This is a genomic window from Streptomyces sp. CA-294286, assembly GCF_050947155.1.
Classification (GTDB): Bacteria; Actinomycetota; Actinomycetes; order Streptomycetales; family Streptomycetaceae; genus Streptomyces.
Genome location: NZ_CP192005.1, coordinates 261,611 through 277,881, shown reverse-complemented (window position 1 = coordinate 277,881; position 16,271 = coordinate 261,611). Strand labels below are relative to the sequence as shown.

The following is a 16,271-nucleotide window of genomic DNA, read 5'->3' as shown; positions in this document are numbered from 1 at the left end:
CCCCGCGTCGCCCAGCGCGCCGCGTCCGGCCCGACCGGCACCCGCAGCCAGCCCTCGCGCCCCGTGTCCGTCACTCGCGTCCCCCGTTCCGTCGCCCCGCCCGTCACCCCTGTGCACCCTGTGACCGGCCACGATATCCAGCCGTCGCACCGGCCGCCCCGCCCCCTCGGGGATACCGCCGCTTCCTGCCGCAAGAACGCTTTCCGGCACGCGTGTCACACTTCAACTCCCCGCCTCGTCAACCTTGTTGGATGCGTCGGGCGACGTGCCTACTCTGAAGGTCCGTACGAGGGGGTCACATGGGCGAGGGCAGCGGCGGAGTGCTCGGTCAGGACGACAGGACCCGGTCGGGGCCGCCCGGCAAGGGCGAGCGGGTGGCGGACTGGGCCGACGGCAGGCTCGGTCTGTACGCGCTGGCCAAGGCCAACATGCGCAAGGTCTTCCCGGACCACTGGTCCTTCATGCTCGGCGAGATCTGCCTCTACAGCTTCCTGATCATCATCCTCACCGGTGTCTATCTCACGCTGTTCTTCGAACCCAGCAGCGCCGAGGTCGTCTACCACGGGTCGTACACCCCGCTCAACGGCGTCCGGATGACCAGGGCCTACGAATCCACCCTGGACATCAGCTTCGAGGTGCGCGGCGGACTGCTGATCCGGCAGATCCACCACTGGGCCGCACTCGTCTTCGTCGCCGCGATGCTCGTGCACATGATGCGCGTCTTCTTCACCGGAGCCTTCCGCACACCGCGCGAACTCAACTGGCTGTTCGGCTGGACCCTGCTGTTCCTCGGGGTGATCACCGGTCTGACCGGCTACTCGCTCCCCGACGACCTGCTCTCCGGCACCGGGCTGCGCTTCGCCCACGGGGCGATCCTCTCGATCCCGGTCGTCGGCACGTACCTCGCCTTCTTCCTGTTCGGCGGCGAGTTCCCGGGCGTCGACATCATCGCCCGGCTGTATCCGATCCACATCCTGCTGCTGCCGGGGATCATGCTGGGGCTGGTCGTCGCGCACCTGATCCTGGTCTTCCACCACAAGCACACCCAGTTCGCGGGCCCCGGGCGCACCGAGAAGAACGTGGTCGGGGCGCCGTTCCTGCCCGTCTACATCGCCAAGGCCGGCGGCTTCTTCTTCCTCGTCTTCGGCGTGCTCTCGATCGTCGCCGCCACCTTCTCCATCAACCCGGTCTGGGCGCTCGGCCCGTACCGGCCCGACCACGTGTCCACCGGGGCACAGCCCGACTGGTACCTCGGCTTCTCCGAGGGGCTGATCCGGGTGATGCCCAGCTGGGAGATCGACGCCTGGGGGCACACGCTCGCCCTGGGGGTGTTCATCCCGTTCACCCTCTTCCCGCTGATCATGGCGGCCATCGCGGTGTACCCGTTCATCGAGGCATGGGTCACCAAGGACACACGCGAACACCACATCGCCCAGCGCCCCCGCAACGCCCCGACCAGGACCGGGCTCGGCGTGGCCTGGCTGACGCTGTACTTCGTGCTGCTGATCGGCGGCGGCAACGACGTCGTCGCCACCAGCTTCCACCTGTCGATCAACGCCATCACCTGGTTCGTGCGGATCGCCGTCTTCGCCGGACCCGCGCTCGCCTTCGTGATCACCCGGAGGATCTGTCTGGGGCTCCAGCGCCGGGACGGCGAGAAGGCGCTGCACGGCAGGGAGAGCGGTACTGTCAAACGGCTGCCGCACGGTGAGTTCGTCGAGGTCCACACCCCGCTGAGTCAGGCCGAACTGCACACCCTGACCGCGCACGAGCAGCCCGCCCCGTACGAGATCGGGCCGGAGGTCGACGCCCACGGCGTACGGCGCCGGATCAAGCGCTCCGACCGGCTGCGGGCCCGGCTCTCGAAGGCGATGTACGGGCCGGGAACGCACGTGCCGAAACCGACCGCGGAGGAGTACCGGGCGCTGCACGGCGGACACGGACACGGGGAGGGCGGGCGCGGCGGCGACGTGCAACGGCACTGAGACGGCGGGAGCGGGCCCCAAATTCTGCTTATGATCCGCCGTTCCCCGCCCCGCTATGCTGTGCCGGTGTTCGATTCGAGGCACATCAAGACCTTCCACGAAGTGGTCCGCACCGGCTCCTATTCGGCCGCCGCGCGCTCGCTGGGCTACACCCAGCCCGCGATCACCCAGCAGATGAAGGCCCTCGAACGCGAGGCGGGCACCCCCTTGTTCACGCGCGCCGGACGCGGTCTGCGCCTCACCGAGGCGGGCGAGACGCTGTCGCGCCACGCCGCCGCCATTCTCGACACCATGGCCACCGCCCAGCAGCAGATGACCGCGCTGACCCGGCTGCACAGCGGGCGGGTGCGGGTCTGCGCCTTCCCCAGCGCCAACGCCACCCTCATCCCCGAGACCATGGCACGGCTCGCCGCCGGCCACCCCGGGGTGCGGGTCGAGCTGAGCGAGGACGAGCCGCCCGAGTCACTGCACCGCCTGGTGCGCGGCGAGTGCGACATCGCCCTGGCCTTCACCTACCCCGGGTCGCACGAGGACGTCCCCGACGAGGTGGTGGAGACACCGCTCCTGGAGGACCAGCTCCTCGTCCTGCTGCCGACCCGTCATCCCCTCACCAGACGCCGCACCGTCGCACTCGCCGACCTGGCCGAGGAGAGGTGGATAGCCGGTTGCCTGCGCTGCCGGGTCAACTTCCTCCACGAGTGCGCCGAGAACGGCTTCGCCCCCGACATCGCCTTCACCACCGACGACAACCTGGTGGTGCAGAGCCTGGTCGCCGAAGGGCTCGGGATCGCGATGATGCCGGGTCTCGTCCTGAACTTCCTCCGGCACGAGAAGGTGACCGGCCGGGCGCTCGCCCCCGCCTCCAGGCGCCAGGTCTCCGCGTACGTCCTGCGGGAGCACCTGCGGATACCGGCCACCGCTCTCGTGCTCGACGAGCTGAGGACGGTCGCCGCCAACAAGGTCGGCTGCTGACCGGCCGTCCCCGGGCCGCCTCCCGCACCGCGGACCCATAAGCAGAATGTGGGGTGTGGCGTACCGATCCGCGTTGGACGTGATGGATCGAGCGGCGTCACCCTGCCGGTATGACCACGACGTCGACCGCCCGTACGGCTGTACGTACGACGCCCCGCCTGGACGCTCTCGTCGCCTCGGTGCGCGAGGCCGTGGACCAGGGGCTGTCGCCCGACCTCACCGCCCACCTCGTCGGCGAACGCCTCGCCCCGCACCTCGGCGCCGCCGACCTCCTCACCCCGGAGCAGCGGGAACCGGACCCCACCCGCTACCGCCAGCACCTCCTGCACGCCGAGCACGACGGCAGCTTCTCGATCGTCGCCCTCGTCTGGCTGCCCGGCCAGGGAACCTGCGTCCACGACCACGTCGCCTGGTGCACCACCGGGGTCCACACCGGCGAGGAGCGCGAGCGCCGCTACCGGCTCGTCCCCGCGGGTCCCGGCGTCGCCTCCCACCTCGTCGCCACCGAGGACGTCGTCAACCCGGAGGGCGCCGTCTGCGGCTTCGCCCCGCCCGGCGACATCCACAAGGTCTGGAACGCCGGCGAGGACGTCGCGACCTCCCTGCACGTCTACGGCGCCGACATATCCCGCATCGGCTCCAGCGTCCGCCGCGTGTACGAACTCCCGGCCGATCGCTGATGGCGCTCCTGCGGGAACGCCCGACCGCTCCGGCCGCCACCGCCGCGGTTCCTCGCAACGCTCCCGGCCTCGCGCTCGCCGCCCTCGGCGTCGCCCTGGCCTGGACCGTGCACCGGCTCGTGCCCGGCATCCCGATGCTGACCGCCGCGGTCGTCCTCGGGATCGCCGCCGCCCACCTTCCCTTCGCCCGTTCCCTCGTCCGGGGCGGGGCACGCCCCGGACTGAGCTTCGCCGGCAAACGGCTCATGCGCGTCGGCATCGTCCTGCTCGGCCTCAAGCTCGGGCTGAGCGACGTCCTGGGCATCGGCTGGGCGACCGTCGCCATGGTCCTCGCCGTGGTCGCCGCCACCTTCTTCGGCACGTGGTGGCTGGGCCGCAGGATGGGGCTGCCCGGCGACCAGCCCCTTCTGATCGCCACCGGCTACTCGATATGCGGGGCGTCCGCCATCGGCGCGGTCGCCGACGCCACCGACAGCGACGAACGCGACACCGCTGCCTCCGTCGCCCTGGTGACCCTGTGCGGCACCCTCGCCATCGCCGTACTCCCGCTGTTGCACACGCCGCTGGGGCTCACCGACGCGGAGTTCGGGCGCTGGGTGGGAGCCAGTGTGCACGACGTCGGACAGGTCGTCGCCACCGCCCAGACCGCCGGGCACGGCGCGCTCGGCGAAGCGGTCCTCGTCAAGCTGATGCGGGTGGCGCTGCTCGCGCCGCTGGTCGCGGCCGTCGCCCTGTCCGTCCGTAAGCGGCGCAAGGACGGCGCCGCGGCCATCGGTCGCAGACGCCCGCCGCTGGTCCCGCTGTTCGTCGTCGGTTTCCTCGCCATGGTCGCCCTGCGCAGCACCGGCCTGCTTCCGCAGCACGCCCTCGGCATCGCGGACCACGCGCAGGAACTTCTGCTGGCCACCGCCCTGTTCGGGCTCGGCAGCGCCGTCCACCTGCCCTCCCTCACCCGGACCGGCGGGCGCGTCGCCGGGCTCGGGCTGTGCGCGTGGCTGGTCGTCGCGGGAGTCTCGTACGGGGGCGTTCTGCTGACAACCGCCTGAGCACAGGAGAGAGTTGGCGGGCACACGTGATCGCCGACCGAGGAGCCCCGCGATGACCGCTACCGAACCCGGCCCCCTCCAGCCCACCGCCGACGGCCTCCGCGCCGGCATCGACACCAGCAGACCCCACCCCGCCCGGGTCTACGACTGGTTCCTCGGCGGCAAGGACAACTACCCCGTCGACGAGGCGCTCGGCCGGCAGATCATGTCCCTGGACCAGAGCGCCCAGCACGTCGCCCGCGGCAACCGGGCCTTCATGCGCCGCGCCACCGCGTGGCTCGCGGCGGAGGCCGGCATACGCCAGTTCCTCGACATCGGCAGCGGCATCCCCACCGCCCCCAACCTCCACCAGATCGCCCAGGCGTACGCCCCCGACGCCCGCGTCGTCTACGCGGACAACGATCCCGTCGTCCTCGCCCACTCCGCCGCCCTGCTGCACAGCACCCCCGAGGGCGCCGTCGACTACCTCCAGGCCGACGTCCGCTCGCCCCGGCGCATCCTCGACCTCGCCTCCGCGACCCTGGACCTCAGCCGCCCCGTGGCCGTGTCCCTGGTCGCCCTGATGCACTTCGTCCCCGACGAGGACGGCGCGTACGCGATCGTCCGTCACCTCGTCGACGCGCTTCCCTCCGGCAGCCACCTCGTCCTCTCCCAACTCACCCCGGAACTCGACCCGGTCGGCGTGCAGCGCGGCGTCGCGATGTACGCAAAGGGCGGCGTGGCCCTCGCCCCGCGCACCCGCGCCGAGACCGCCCGGTTCTTCGAGGGCCTGCTCCCGGCCGCCCCCGGCCTCGTACTCCTGGAGGACTGGCACCCGGAGCTGGCCGCGGAGGGCGACGAACCCCGCACGGCCACGCCCGTCCCGCTCTACGCGGCCGTCGCCCGCAAACCGTGAAGCCCGCCCGCCGCCGCGCCCGCGACGCGGCGTCAACCGCGCCCGCGCGCAGTGCCGGTGGACCGGACCAGGCACCCGGCACGGTGAATTCCGGAGGATCCCTCTCCCCGCCCGCGCCGTGGGACTACGCTCGGAGATCCGATACTGCGAAGGGGATGGGATGAGCGTGTCCCGGCCACAGGAAGCGGTCCCCGGCCCGTCGTTGCTGGAGCGCGAGGCCGAACTCACCGCCGCGGTACACGCGGTCGAGGGACTGCGCGCACAGGAACCGCGCGGCGGGGTGCTCGTGTACCGGGGCGTGGCCGGCATCGGCAAGACCGCCCTGCTGGCGGAGGTGCAACGGCTCGCCGAGCAGCGGGGCTGCTCGGTGTGGTCCGCACGCGGCGGCGAGACCCTCACGTCCGTCCCCTTCCACGTCGTGCGCCACCTGCTCCAGCCCGCGCTGACCACGACCGGCACCGCCGACGCCCGCGACCTCCTCGGCGAGCGGTACGCCAGCGTGGGGCCCGCCCTCGGCATCGCCCCGCCCAACAGCGAGGTCAAGGCCGACCCGCAGGGCGTACGGGACGGCCTGGACGTCCTGGTGGGCAGGCTCGCCGACGCCCACCGGCCGCTCGTGCTGGTCGTCGACGACGCCCAGTGGAGCGACCTGGAGACGCTCGGCTGGCTCGCCCACTACGCCGAACGCGGCAGCCGACTGCCGGTGCTGATCGTCGCCGCGTACCGCACCAAGGAGGCGAGCGGCGAGACCGCGGCGCTGCTCCGCCGACTCGACGGAGCAGCGGGCGAGAACGCCGTGGCGCTCAGCGAACTCACCCCCGGCGCCACCGCGCGGCTCGCCCGCGAACAGCTCGGCGCACACGCCGACGACCCGTTCTGCCGCGAGGTGTGGGCGGTCACCGGCGGCAACCTGTACGAGACGGTGGAACTGCTGGCCCGCGCCCGGGAAGCCGGCCTCGACCCGGTGGAGGAGTCCGCGGACTCGCTGCGCCCGCTGATCATGTCCGCCCGTGCTCCGGGCCTGGTCGAGCGCCTGATGGAGATGGGCACGACCACCGCGCACTTCGCCTTCGCCGCCGGGATCCTGGAGGCGGACATCTCCCTGGAACTGGCCGCCAAGCTCGCCAACATCACGGCCGAGGACGCCGCCGACTGCGCGGAGCGGCTGCGCGGCGCCCGCATCCTGACCGGCGACGGCGACGAACCGCTGAACTTCGTGCACCCCACGATCGCGCAGGCCGTCTACCGGGCCATCCCCCGAGGGCTGCGCACCGGAATGCACAGCGTCGCCGCCCGCAGGCTCACCCAGGCGGGACACGGGGCGGCCGCCGCGTCCCGGCACCTGCTCGAAGTGCCGCCCGAGGGCGACGAGGACCTCGTCGCGCAGATGCGGGCAGCGGCCAAGGAGTACTTCCTGGTCGGCGCCCCGGGTGCGGCCAGGCGCTGTCTGGAGCGGGCCCTGGACGAGCCGCCACTGCCCACCGTCCTGGCGGCGGTCGAGTACGAACTCGGCAAGGTCATCCACCTCAGCGACCCCGCCGCCACCGTCGCACACCTCAAGGCGGCCCTCGACCGGCCGGGCCTCGACCACGAGCAGCAGGCCGACGCCGTCTTCCTGCTCTCCCAGGCGCTCACCCACAACGACCAGGTCAGCGAGGCGGGCCGGATGGTCGCCGCGGCGGCCAACGCCGCACCGGCCGGGCCGACCCGGATGCGTTTCACGACCATGCACTTCCTGTGGGAGGGCATCCTCGCCGCCGAGGAGGACGGACCCGGCCGTTCCCGCCGCCTCGCCGAGGCCGCCGACCGCGTCGAGGGGCGCGACACCACCGAACAGGTGCTGCTGATGCTCCGCGCCTTCGACGCGACGGCGTCCGGCGAGGACGCCCAGGTCGCGGTGAGCACCGGCGACCGCGCCCTGGTCAACGGGAGCCTCCCGGCCGGACTGCGGTGGACCGACACCACCTGGGGCTTCGAACCGCTCGCGCTGCTCGCCCTCGGCTACACCTTCGCCGACCGACTCGACCGTGCGGACGCCCTGTTCACCGAGGCCCGGGAGGCGTTCACCGCTGCGGGCTGGAGCGGCGGCCACCTCGCCTTCGCGAACGCGCTCACCGGCTACCTCCAGCGCAGGCGCGGCAACCTGGAGCGGGCGGAGAGGGACCTCCGGGAGAGCCTGCGGCTGGCCGCCCAGGTGGGCAAGGGCCTGCCCATGCACTGGGACGCCGCCTGCATGCTCATCGACACCCTCCTGGCCCGCGGGCACGTCCAGCAGGCCCGCGAGGTCGCCGAGGACTTCGGTTTCGGTCCGCCCTACCCCTCCACGATCGTCGTACCCGACGCCCCTTCGGTACGCGGCCGGCTGCTGCTCGCACTGGGCCGCACCAAGGAGGCCGTCGCGGAACTGGAGGCTGCCGGGGCGGCGTTGACGCGCCGGGGCCGCTACAACCCGGTGATGACGCCGTGGGCCGTCGACCTGGCACGCGCGGTGGCCCCGGAGGACCCGGCCAGGGCCGCCGAGCTGGCCGCCTTCGCCCGCCGACGGGCCGAACGGTTCGGTACGTACACGGCGATCGGCGAAGCCCTGCGCTGCCAGGCCGCACTGACCGAAGGGCCCGACGCCGCCGAACTGCTCCGGCAGGCCGTCCGGTGCCTGGAAGCCTCACCGTGCAAGTACGAGCACGCAGCCGCCCGCGTCGAGTGGGGCGTCGCCGCCCGCTCCCGTACGGAACTGGAAAGGGGCCGGAGCCTGGCCAGGGCCTGCGGAGCGGACGGGCTGGTGGCGACCGCGGACCTGGCGCTGGCGAACCTGTGACGGCTCGCCGACACCGGGGCCCGCGGCCGGGTGTCGCTGTCGTGCCCGGGACGATTGCCGAGTTGCGGAGCGGGCACGAGAGCCACAGGTGACGGCTGCGTCACCCCCGTGCGCAAGGCTCCGCGCCGTGCACCCGGCTGACGGTGGGGTCAGGGGTACTCCGTGCACGTGGCAGCGGCCCGGTGTTGAGGTCGGCTCAACGCGTGGGTACGGTGACTGGCCATGGACCACGAAGCGGCCGAGCCGCGGGCAGGCAGCGCGTCCGCCGTGGCCGACCGGGTGCGGCAGGTCGTCGAAGCCGCGGGGGTCAGTCAGCGGGAGTTCGCCCGACGGATCGCCATGGACCCCTCCAAGCTGTCCCGCTCGCTGGGCGGCACCCGCCGTTTCACCGCCGCGGAACTGGCCCGCATCGCCGACACCGCGGGGGCCGACGCCGCCTGGCTGCTGGGAGCGGCCCGCGCCCCCGGGGGAGCGGCTCAGGGACGGCGCGTCCGGGTCGCGACCGCCGCCGCCGTTCCCGACGGCGGGCGGCCCCGACAGATCGTGCGCGAGACCGTCCGGCTGATCGCCGAGCACGGCTACCACGCCGTCCGCGTCGCCGACATCGCCGCGGCCTGCGCCACCAGCACCGCCGCGATCCACTACCACTTCCCCGCCCGTGGCGACCTGCTCGAAGCAGCCGTGCGCCGGTGCATGGACGAGGACACCGCCCGCCGGGCCGCCCGCACGGCCGGAGCACGGGACGCCGCCGACGAACTGCGCCGGCTCATCGAGCTCCAGACCCCCTACGACGAGCAGCAACGCCGCAGGTGGCGCGTCCGGCTCGACCTGTGGGCCGAGGCGGCACGGTCCACCGCCGTGGGGCGCCTGCACGGCGAGTACTACCGGCAGTGGCGGGAGACCGTCGCCGACGTCGTACGACGCGGAGTCGAGCAGGGCGTCTTCCGGCCCGACGCCGACCCGTGCGCCGCCGCCCTCGGCCTGACCGCGCTCGTCGACGGGCTCGCCGCCCAGGTCCTGGCCGCCGCGCCGGACGCGCCCGCGCCGGGCTCCACCACCGCCGAGGACATGCATGCGGCCCTGCTCGGACACGTGGCGGCGACCCTGGCCCGGCCGGCCTCCTGACGTTCCGCAACCCGCCGACCCCCCATCCGCACAAGGAGACACGCATGTCCGTGAACCAGGACGCCGGCCCGGCCGACATCGCTGACGTCACCGATACCGCCGAGGTGCCGGTGGTCGACTGCCTGCCGCTGGTCCACCACACCGTCCGGCCCGAGTGGATCGACCACAACGGACTGATGAGCGACGCCTTCGCCGTTCTCGTCTTCGGCTACGCCACCGACGCCATGATGATCGAGACGGGGCTGCACGGGGGCTACCGGGAGTCCACCGGCTGCGCCCTCCGCACGGTCGAGACGCACCTGCGGTTCCTGGGCGACGTCCCCGAGGGCGCCCGGCTCGCCGTCCGCACCCGGGTCCTGGGCGCCGCCGCGGAGAAGGTCCGCTACGCGCACGAACTGTTCGTCCTCGACGGGGTCAGGAACGTGGAGGCGGTCGCCGGGACCCACGGCATCGAAGGCGCGGTGGAGGCGTCCCCCGCGACCCTGCCGACCGAGGCCGAGCCGGTGGCCACCACCGAGGTCCTCGCCGTCCACGTCGACCGGCGGGCGCAAGGCGCCACCCCCTTTCCGGGGGCCATCAGGCAGCGGCTGGAGTCCCTCACCGAGGACGCCCCGTCCTGGGCGGGACGCTCGATCGGCGCCGTCGCGGACCCGCACGCCTGAGCGCGTCCGTGCGGTCCGCCCTGTTCAGCAGCGGCTGGGCCCGTCCGGCGCCAGGTACATGAGGGTGTTCGCCGCGCTGCCGGGAACCGACAGCCACAGCAGCTTCCAGCGCGGCTGCCAGCGGACGAGGCCCTGATGGGCGCGGAGTTTCGTGCGCAGCTGGTCGGGGCGGTGGTACCAGGCGCGGAACCGGTGGCCGAGCCGGCCGTCGACCTCGTACAGGGTGACCCAGCCGTCGTCCCGCACATCGGCCGCCGACAGCAGCAGCTCGTGCAGCTCGCCGGGCTCCTCGCAGCACTTGCGGGCCTGGATCCAGTGCACGTGGTGGCCGGGCGAGTACCTGCGGCACGGGCCCTGCGGCACGCGCGCGGGGCCGGGAGAGGGGATGGATTCCATGGTGCGGTGATGCCTCCGCCTGTCATGGACCCCGGCGCCGCAGCCCCGGTGATCCGCCGTTCCCCGTGCAGCGCGACGGGGCGGGTCGTCACCCGGGGCACCCGCAGCGGGCGGGATGCCGTCCAGCGAGCCGGGGCTTGACGCTGGAACTCGTGACCCGCGCACACCGTAACAGAGCAAAAGCGCAGGTCAGGCAGGTGCCGTCAGGCCGTCCGACCAGGCCGGCGCCGTTCCCGCCAGGCGGCAGACCATCAGGTAGAGGGGGATGGGCGGGGTGTAGGGGGCCGGGCCCTGCGGCGTGTGGACGAGGCGGGGCCGGGAGGCCGGGACGCGCGCCTCCGCCGCGTACCGCGCGGGGTCCGGCCAGGGCAGGCCGAGGTCGGAACCGGAGGGGACGATCCACCACCACAGGTCCCCGTCGGCGAACACACAGCCCGGCCGGGACAGCTGGTCCAGCAGCCGCTGCCCGTAGTGGGCGGGCAGCCCCACCGCGTCGCAGCCGAGCGGGGTGTGGTCGAGGGCGGGCGGCAGCAGCAGACGGGACGGGCCGCCCGCACCGCTACCCGCACCGGTGCGGCGCATCCGGGTCAGCCGGTCGGCGAGACGGTGGCTCATCGCGGCCCGCTGCCGGACGTGACCGCTTCGTCCCGGGGGGAACAGCCGTGGGTGAGTTCCGCCCACACGGTACGTCCGCCGTCCGGACCGGGACCCTCGTGCTCCTGCGAGCCCCAGGTGTCGCACACCGCGTCGACGAGCAGCAGGCCGCGCCCGTGCTCGCTCGCGGTCGACTCGCTCGCGGCCCGCGCCGAGCGGTCCAGATGCGGCCCCTCCGGGCACGCGCCCTCGTCGTGGACGGAGATCCTCAGCCGCCCTTCGCTGTCGGTGAGTTCACAGCGGAACCGCTCGCTCGCCGTGTGGATCACCGCATTGGTGACCAGTTCCGAGACGACCAGGGCCGCCGTGTCGCCCAGCTGTCCGAACAGGCCCCAGTAGGCCAGCCGGTCGGTCGTCAGATGCCGTGCGCGTACGACGGACTCCGGACATGCGGGCAGGGCGAAACCGTACCGCCGGACACGAGCCCCTTGATGCGGGCCCATGACCTGGGGAAAGAGCGTGGAGCCAGGTACCACGACCGCATCCTCACCATGGGGAGCGGCCGCCGCACACCGCCTCCCCCGGTGCGGTGCGCGGCAGCCGCATGAACCAGTTCACGGTGCAACTCTCCCTCTGTCCACTTCACTTGGCAAGAGGCACTCTGAAAATTTCAGAGTGCCGTTTCGGAGATCGAGAACGCGTGGCACACTGCTTCGCAACAGCACGTAGAGCACAACGCCGAATCAGTCACGGTCAGTTACGGGGAGGCTATCGATGAGTGAACCGCGGTCCGCCCCGACCGTCGGACAGGTCGTGCTCGGCAAGCGGCTCCAAGACCTGCGCGAACGCGCGGGCATGACGCGCGACCAGGCGGCCAAGGTGCTGCACGTCGCACCTGCGACCGTCCGCCGGATGGAGACCGCCGAGGTCACCCTCAAGATCCCCTACGTGCAGCTGCTGCTCAAGGCGTACGGAAGCAGCGACGAGGACTGCGACGCCTTCGTCGAGCTGACCCAGGAGGCCAACCGGCCCGGCTGGTGGCAGCGCTTCCACTCGATCCTGCCCGACTGGTTCAGCATGTACGTGAGCCTGGAGGGCGCCGCCTCCCTCGTCAGGTCCTACGACCCGCACTTCGTACCGGGACTGCTCCAGACCGAGGACTACGCCCGCGCGGTCATGCGTACCGGCGCCATCGGCCAGACCCGCCCCGAGGACGTGGAACGGCACGTCGCCCTGCGCATGGAACGCCAGGCGCTGCTCACGGGACCCAATGCCCCGACCCTGTGGGCGATCATGGACGAGACGGTGCTGCGCCGTCCGGCGGGCGGCCCGGACGTGATGCGCGCCCAGCTGGACCGGCTCCTCGACGTGGCCGACCTGCCGCACGTCACCCTGCAGCTCGCGGAGTTCGCCGCCGGGCCGCACCCGGGTACGTACGGGCCCTTCGTCCTGTTCCGGTTCGCCGTGCCGGAACTCCCCGACATGGTCTACAGCGAGTACCTGACGGGCGCCGTGTACCTCGACGCGCGCCTCGAAGTGGCGACCCACCTCGAAGTCATGGACCGCATGGCGGCGCAGGCCGCCACCGCACCACGCACCAAGGAGATCCTCGCGGATTTCCGCAAGGAGCTCTGAACCCCACAATGTCCCGCACCCCCCGTGCCGGCCGCGGCGTCGACCGTCCGGCCGACCGCGCTGCCGACCGCCGCTCCGAACGGCGTGCGGACCACCGGCCGGGCCACCGCATCTACAACGGCATGCCCGCCGGCGACCTGCCCGCCGAGGGCTGGTCCAAGCCCTGGAGCGGCGGCAACGGCGGCAACTGCGTCGAAACCATGAAGCTCGCCGACGGCCGGGTCGCCATACGCCAGTCGGCCGACCCCGAAGGCCCCGCGCTCATCTACACCCCCGGCGAGATCGCCGCCTTCATCCAGGGGGCGAAGTCCGGCAAGGCGGACTTTCTGCTGACGTGACGCGGTACCGTCCGATGCCCCCGCACACCCGCCTTCCCTTGTGCCACGTGACTCCGAGGAGAGAACCATGACCGGGCAGGACCGCACCACCGGCAGCTCCGCATCCGTCGTGATCGACACCAGCAAGCCGCACCCGGCCCGGATGTACGACTGGTTCCTCGGCGGGAAGGACAATTACCCGGTCGACGAGGAGATGGCCAAGCAGCTCCTGCAACTCGATCCACGCGGACGGGACATGGCCCGCGTCAACCGCGCGGTGATGCACCGGGCCACCCGCTGGCTCGCCGAGAACGGCGTCCGCCAGTTCCTCGACATCGGAACCGGGATCCCCACCGAACCCAACCTCCACCAGGTCGCTCAGGGCATCGCCCCCGACGCGCGCATCGTCTACTGCGACAACGACCCCATCGTGCTCGCCCACGCGGAAGCCCTCCTGCGCAGCACCCCGCAGGGCGCCACGGAGTACATCCAGGCCGACGCCCGCGAACCCGCGGCGATCCTCGAACACGCGGGAAAGACCCTCGACTTCGAGCGTCCCCTCGCGCTCTCCCTGGTCGCGCTGCTGCACTTCATCGGCGACGAGGAGGGTGCCTACGACATCGTGCGCAGCCTCATGGACCGCCTGGCGAGCGGCAGCTACCTCGTCCTGACGCACGTCGCCCGCGACTTCGACCCGGAGGGTGCGGACAAGGCCGCCGCCATGTACAAGGCGCGCGGCCTGACCCTCCAGCCGCGCACCCGCGAACAGGTCGCCCGCTTCTTCGAGGGCTACGAACTGGTCGAGCCCGGCGTCTCCCTGTCCGCCGAATGGCGACCGGAACTGGGCGAGCCCGTCCCGGTCGCCGGCGACGACCCGATCCCGGGCTGGGTGGGCGTGGCCCGCAAGGTCTGAGCGGTTGCGAGGCGGCGCGCGGACAGTCGCCGGACGCCCGGCCCGGCAGGTGGCGCGAGGGTCCCGAATCCCCCCGCGCCACCGGCGTGCTGAGTGGCCGTCAGGCGGACGGAGGCACTCGTGAGGGGCGCCCCGCACCTCGCGTCAGCGCATACCCCGCCAGGCCCGTCAGCGCGGCCAGCGCCGCGCCCGCGGCCGTCCAGATCCACCGGGACGACCAGATGCCGGACGCCCAGCCGTCCTCCGGCGCCGCGGCGGCCGCCGCCTGCTTCGGCTGCTTCACGTCCTCCGCGGTGCTCGCCCCCGGCACCAGCGGTGCGGTCAGCGACCCGTCGACCGCCCGTGCCCCGCCCGCGTCCGCGACGTCCGCCCGCACTTCGGTACGCACCGGGAGCCCGAGGTCGTCGTCGGCCAGCCCGGTCACCGTCAGCCGCACGTAGTACGAGCCGGGCAACGGGTCGTTGGACGACTGCTCCGCCCAGGCCCGTACCGTACGCAGGTGGCACGCCAGCTCCACCGACTCCGCGTCCTTCTGCGCGGTCGCCGTCGACGCGCCGTACGTGCACGCCTGCCGCCTGCGCAGACCGTCGTACACGTCCAGCTGCCAGGTCTGCGCCCCGTGGCGCTGAGCGGACGGGGGCAGCGCGACCTCCGCCCGTACGGTCGCGTTCTGGCCCGCGTCGGCCGGGAACACCCAGTACAGGTAGTCGCCGGTGGACGCGCCCGCGGTGGCGAGCTGACCGGGCCGGACCGCGGCGGCCGTACGGAAGGACGTACCGGCTTCCGTGGGGGCCGCGGCGTCCGTGCTCGGCGACGGGGACGGACTCTCGTCCGCGACCGCCGCCGCAGCGCTACCCCCGAGAAGCGCTCCGGCGAGCAGCGCAGTGGTCAACACTCGTGTGATACGCACTAGTTGGTCCTCCAGACCGCGACGCGCCAGCGTGACACCCAGCCGAGGACCAGCCCGGCGAGCAGCCCGACGAGCGCCAGCACGCCCAGCAGCCACCAGCCGTGTCCGAGCCCGAAGGACGCGACGTCGGAGGCGTTCGAAGGGGAGTCCACCAGATCGATGGACAGCTCCACCGGCAGACCCGGGTCGGTCTTCACCGACGGCGGGGCGGAGAACGAACTGCTCACCCGCAGGCACACCGTCTCGGCCGGCGGTTCCTGACCCTTCTCGACGTCGACGTCCGCCTTGGGGTAGCGCAGCCCGGACGAGATCACGTCCGTGCGCCCGTCGCCGGACTCCTGGCCGCGCACGATCTCGCGACCGCTCAGCGTGGAGGCGCGCAGCAGCACCCCGTAGTCGTTGTGGACCGCCCGGTCCGCGCCGACGCTCACCGACGCGCGCAACTCCTGGCCGGGCTTCACCGACACCTGGTACCAGCGGTGCTCGCCGAACTTCTCCCGGTCGGTGTACAGGCCGGCGCCCAGCGTCGGCGCGTGGGCGCACGAGGCGCCCCCCTTGGTGGCGACCGGCGTCACCACCGGGTCGGCCGCCCGCTCCACCAACTGCTTCACGCGCTGGGAGAGCTGGTCCTTGTGCTGCACGGCGGTGTAGGTGCCGCCGGTCGCCTCGGCGATGCAGGTGAGCTGCTGGCGGATCTTCGCGTTCGGCACCAGGCCGAGCGTGTCGATCACCAGGCTGGTGCCTTTCGCGGCGATCTCGCGCGCCACGACGCACGGGTCGAGGGGACCGCAGGTGTCCTCGCCGTCCGTGATGAGCACGATCCGCCGGGTGGCGTCGCCGCCCTCCAGGTCCTTCGCCGCGCCGAGCAGCGCCGGCCCGACCGGGGTGAAGCCGGTGGGGGCGAGCGTGGCGACGGCCGCCTTGGCCTCGGTCCGGTCGAGTGTGCCGACGGGGTAGAGCTGCCGGGTGTCCTTGCAGCCGAGCTGCTTGTCGGTGCCCGCGTAATCGGCGCCCAACGTCCGTATTCCCAGGCGGACGTCCTCGGGCGTGGCGTCCAGCACCTCGTTGAAGGCCTGCTTGGCGGCGGCCATCCGGGACTGCCCGTCGATGTCCCGGGCCCGCATCGAACCGCTGACGTCCAGGACGAGTTCGACCTTGGGGGCCTCCTTGGGCGCCCCCTCCGTCGTGTCCAGCCGGTCGTCGGCGGCGGCAGCGGGAGCAGGCAGCAGCCCGGCGGCCAGAGCGGCGAGCAGTGTGCCGCACGCTCCGGCCGCCAGTCGTTTCCTTGTGATCATCGCCGGATCCTATGAAAGATCGTCAGCCATG

At 72.7% G+C, this 16,271-nt stretch carries 16 protein-coding genes and 1 riboswitch; of the genes, 11 read left to right on the top strand and 5 right to left on the bottom strand.

Annotated features, from left to right (window positions below):
- The first annotated feature begins 299 nt into the window (after window positions 1–299).
- The 8 genes from qcrB (at window position 300) to ACQPZG_RS06455 (ending at window position 10,180) form a co-directional block, all read left to right on the top strand.
- Complete coding sequence (gene qcrB, locus ACQPZG_RS06490) at window positions 300–1,985, top strand: cytochrome bc1 complex cytochrome b subunit (RefSeq protein ID WP_433544865.1); 1,686 nt, start codon at window positions 300–302, stop codon at window positions 1,983–1,985.
- A 66-nt stretch (window positions 1,986–2,051) separates the two neighbouring features.
- On the top strand, window positions 2,052–2,957 hold the full coding sequence (locus ACQPZG_RS06485) for a LysR substrate-binding domain-containing protein (protein ID WP_433544864.1): 906 nt from the start codon (window positions 2,052–2,054) through the stop codon (window positions 2,955–2,957).
- Window positions 2,958–3,067: 110 nt separating this feature from the next.
- Window positions 3,068–3,637: a cysteine dioxygenase gene (locus tag ACQPZG_RS06480; RefSeq protein WP_433544863.1), complete on the top strand. Its 570-nt coding sequence runs from the start codon at window positions 3,068–3,070 to the stop codon at window positions 3,635–3,637.
- Window positions 3,637–4,683 carry a YeiH family protein gene (locus ACQPZG_RS06475; RefSeq protein WP_433544862.1) on the top strand — a complete coding sequence of 349 codons (1,047 nt, stop codon included), beginning with the start codon at window positions 3,637–3,639 and terminating at the stop codon, window positions 4,681–4,683. The genes ACQPZG_RS06480 and ACQPZG_RS06475 overlap by 1 nt, the downstream gene beginning before the upstream one ends.
- 52 nt (window positions 4,684–4,735) lie before the next feature.
- Window positions 4,736–5,578, top strand: a complete 843-nt coding sequence (locus tag ACQPZG_RS06470; protein ID WP_433544861.1) for an SAM-dependent methyltransferase — start codon at window positions 4,736–4,738, stop codon at window positions 5,576–5,578.
- A gap of 160 nt (window positions 5,579–5,738) precedes the next feature.
- Window positions 5,739–8,393: an AAA family ATPase gene (locus tag ACQPZG_RS06465; protein WP_433544860.1), complete on the top strand. Its 2,655-nt coding sequence runs from the start codon at window positions 5,739–5,741 to the stop codon at window positions 8,391–8,393.
- Between the two features lie 222 nt (window positions 8,394–8,615).
- Window positions 8,616–9,518: a TetR family transcriptional regulator C-terminal domain-containing protein gene (locus ACQPZG_RS06460; protein ID WP_433544859.1), complete on the top strand. Its 903-nt coding sequence runs from the start codon at window positions 8,616–8,618 to the stop codon at window positions 9,516–9,518.
- 50 nt (window positions 9,519–9,568) lie between these two features.
- Window positions 9,569–10,180: a thioesterase family protein gene (locus ACQPZG_RS06455; protein ID WP_433549286.1), complete on the top strand. Its 612-nt coding sequence runs from the start codon at window positions 9,569–9,571 to the stop codon at window positions 10,178–10,180.
- Window positions 10,181–10,204: 24 nt separating this feature from the next.
- On the opposite strand, the gene ACQPZG_RS06450 is transcribed toward ACQPZG_RS06455, so the two are convergent.
- From ACQPZG_RS06450 to ACQPZG_RS06440, 3 genes are all read right to left on the bottom strand, one after another.
- Window positions 10,205–10,576 carry a hypothetical protein gene (locus tag ACQPZG_RS06450; protein ID WP_433544858.1) on the bottom strand — a complete coding sequence of 124 codons (372 nt, stop codon included), beginning with the start codon at window positions 10,574–10,576 and terminating at the stop codon, window positions 10,205–10,207.
- 50 nt (window positions 10,577–10,626) lie between these two features.
- Window positions 10,627–10,734: riboswitch (SAM riboswitch) on the bottom strand.
- A gap of 31 nt (window positions 10,735–10,765) precedes the next feature.
- Window positions 10,766–11,191: a hypothetical protein gene (locus ACQPZG_RS06445; RefSeq protein WP_433544857.1), complete on the bottom strand. Its 426-nt coding sequence runs from the start codon at window positions 11,189–11,191 to the stop codon at window positions 10,766–10,768.
- Window positions 11,188–11,706, bottom strand: a complete 519-nt coding sequence (locus ACQPZG_RS06440) for an ATP-binding protein (RefSeq protein ID WP_433544856.1) — start codon at window positions 11,704–11,706, stop codon at window positions 11,188–11,190. The genes ACQPZG_RS06445 and ACQPZG_RS06440 overlap by 4 nt, the downstream gene beginning before the upstream one ends.
- 238 nt (window positions 11,707–11,944) lie before the next feature.
- Here ACQPZG_RS06440 and ACQPZG_RS06435 point away from each other — a divergent pair, with 238 nt between their 5' ends.
- The 3 genes from ACQPZG_RS06435 (at window position 11,945) to ACQPZG_RS06425 (ending at window position 14,035) form a co-directional block, all read left to right on the top strand.
- Window positions 11,945–12,805 carry a helix-turn-helix domain-containing protein gene (locus ACQPZG_RS06435; protein WP_433544855.1) on the top strand — a complete coding sequence of 287 codons (861 nt, stop codon included), beginning with the start codon at window positions 11,945–11,947 and terminating at the stop codon, window positions 12,803–12,805.
- A gap of 122 nt (window positions 12,806–12,927) precedes the next feature.
- The gene (locus ACQPZG_RS06430; RefSeq protein ID WP_185031593.1) at window positions 12,928–13,143 is read left to right on the top strand and encodes a DUF397 domain-containing protein; all 216 of its coding nucleotides are present in this window, start codon (window positions 12,928–12,930) and stop codon (window positions 13,141–13,143) included.
- A 67-nt stretch (window positions 13,144–13,210) separates the two neighbouring features.
- On the top strand, window positions 13,211–14,035 hold the full coding sequence (locus ACQPZG_RS06425) for an SAM-dependent methyltransferase (RefSeq protein ID WP_433544854.1): 825 nt from the start codon (window positions 13,211–13,213) through the stop codon (window positions 14,033–14,035).
- A 100-nt stretch (window positions 14,036–14,135) separates the two neighbouring features.
- On the opposite strand, the gene ACQPZG_RS06420 is transcribed toward ACQPZG_RS06425, so the two are convergent.
- Both ACQPZG_RS06420 and ACQPZG_RS06415 read right to left on the bottom strand, forming a co-directional pair.
- Window positions 14,136–14,930, bottom strand: a complete 795-nt coding sequence (locus ACQPZG_RS06420) for a hypothetical protein (protein ID WP_433549285.1) — start codon at window positions 14,928–14,930, stop codon at window positions 14,136–14,138.
- Between the two features lie 14 nt (window positions 14,931–14,944).
- Entirely contained in the window at window positions 14,945–16,240 is a 1,296-nt protein-coding gene (locus ACQPZG_RS06415; protein ID WP_433544853.1) for a VWA domain-containing protein, read from the bottom strand.
- Window positions 16,241–16,271: the final 31 nt, after the last annotated feature.

What these genes read in the sequence shown, in the direction of transcription:
- ACQPZG_RS06415 (WP_433544853.1), bottom strand. Translation starts at nt 16,240, where the DNA reads ATGATCACAAGGAAACGACTGGCGGCCGGAGCGTGCGGCACACTGCTC.
- ACQPZG_RS06445 (WP_433544857.1), bottom strand. Translation starts at nt 11,191, where the DNA reads ATGAGCCACCGTCTCGCCGACCGGCTGACCCGGATGCGCCGCACCGGT.
- ACQPZG_RS06465 (WP_433544860.1), top strand. Translation starts at nt 5,739, where the DNA reads ATGAGCGTGTCCCGGCCACAGGAAGCGGTCCCCGGCCCGTCGTTGCTG.
- ACQPZG_RS06460 (WP_433544859.1), top strand. Translation starts at nt 8,616, where the DNA reads ATGGACCACGAAGCGGCCGAGCCGCGGGCAGGCAGCGCGTCCGCCGTG.
- ACQPZG_RS06425 (WP_433544854.1), top strand. Translation starts at nt 13,211, where the DNA reads ATGACCGGGCAGGACCGCACCACCGGCAGCTCCGCATCCGTCGTGATC.
- ACQPZG_RS06480 (WP_433544863.1), top strand. Translation starts at nt 3,068, where the DNA reads ATGACCACGACGTCGACCGCCCGTACGGCTGTACGTACGACGCCCCGC.
- ACQPZG_RS06430 (WP_185031593.1), top strand. Translation starts at nt 12,928, where the DNA reads ATGCCCGCCGGCGACCTGCCCGCCGAGGGCTGGTCCAAGCCCTGGAGC.
- qcrB (WP_433544865.1), top strand. Translation starts at nt 300, where the DNA reads ATGGGCGAGGGCAGCGGCGGAGTGCTCGGTCAGGACGACAGGACCCGG.
- ACQPZG_RS06470 (WP_433544861.1), top strand. Translation starts at nt 4,736, where the DNA reads ATGACCGCTACCGAACCCGGCCCCCTCCAGCCCACCGCCGACGGCCTC.
- ACQPZG_RS06475 (WP_433544862.1), top strand. Translation starts at nt 3,637, where the DNA reads ATGGCGCTCCTGCGGGAACGCCCGACCGCTCCGGCCGCCACCGCCGCG.
- ACQPZG_RS06435 (WP_433544855.1), top strand. Translation starts at nt 11,945, where the DNA reads ATGAGTGAACCGCGGTCCGCCCCGACCGTCGGACAGGTCGTGCTCGGC.
- ACQPZG_RS06450 (WP_433544858.1), bottom strand. Translation starts at nt 10,576, where the DNA reads ATGGAATCCATCCCCTCTCCCGGCCCCGCGCGCGTGCCGCAGGGCCCG.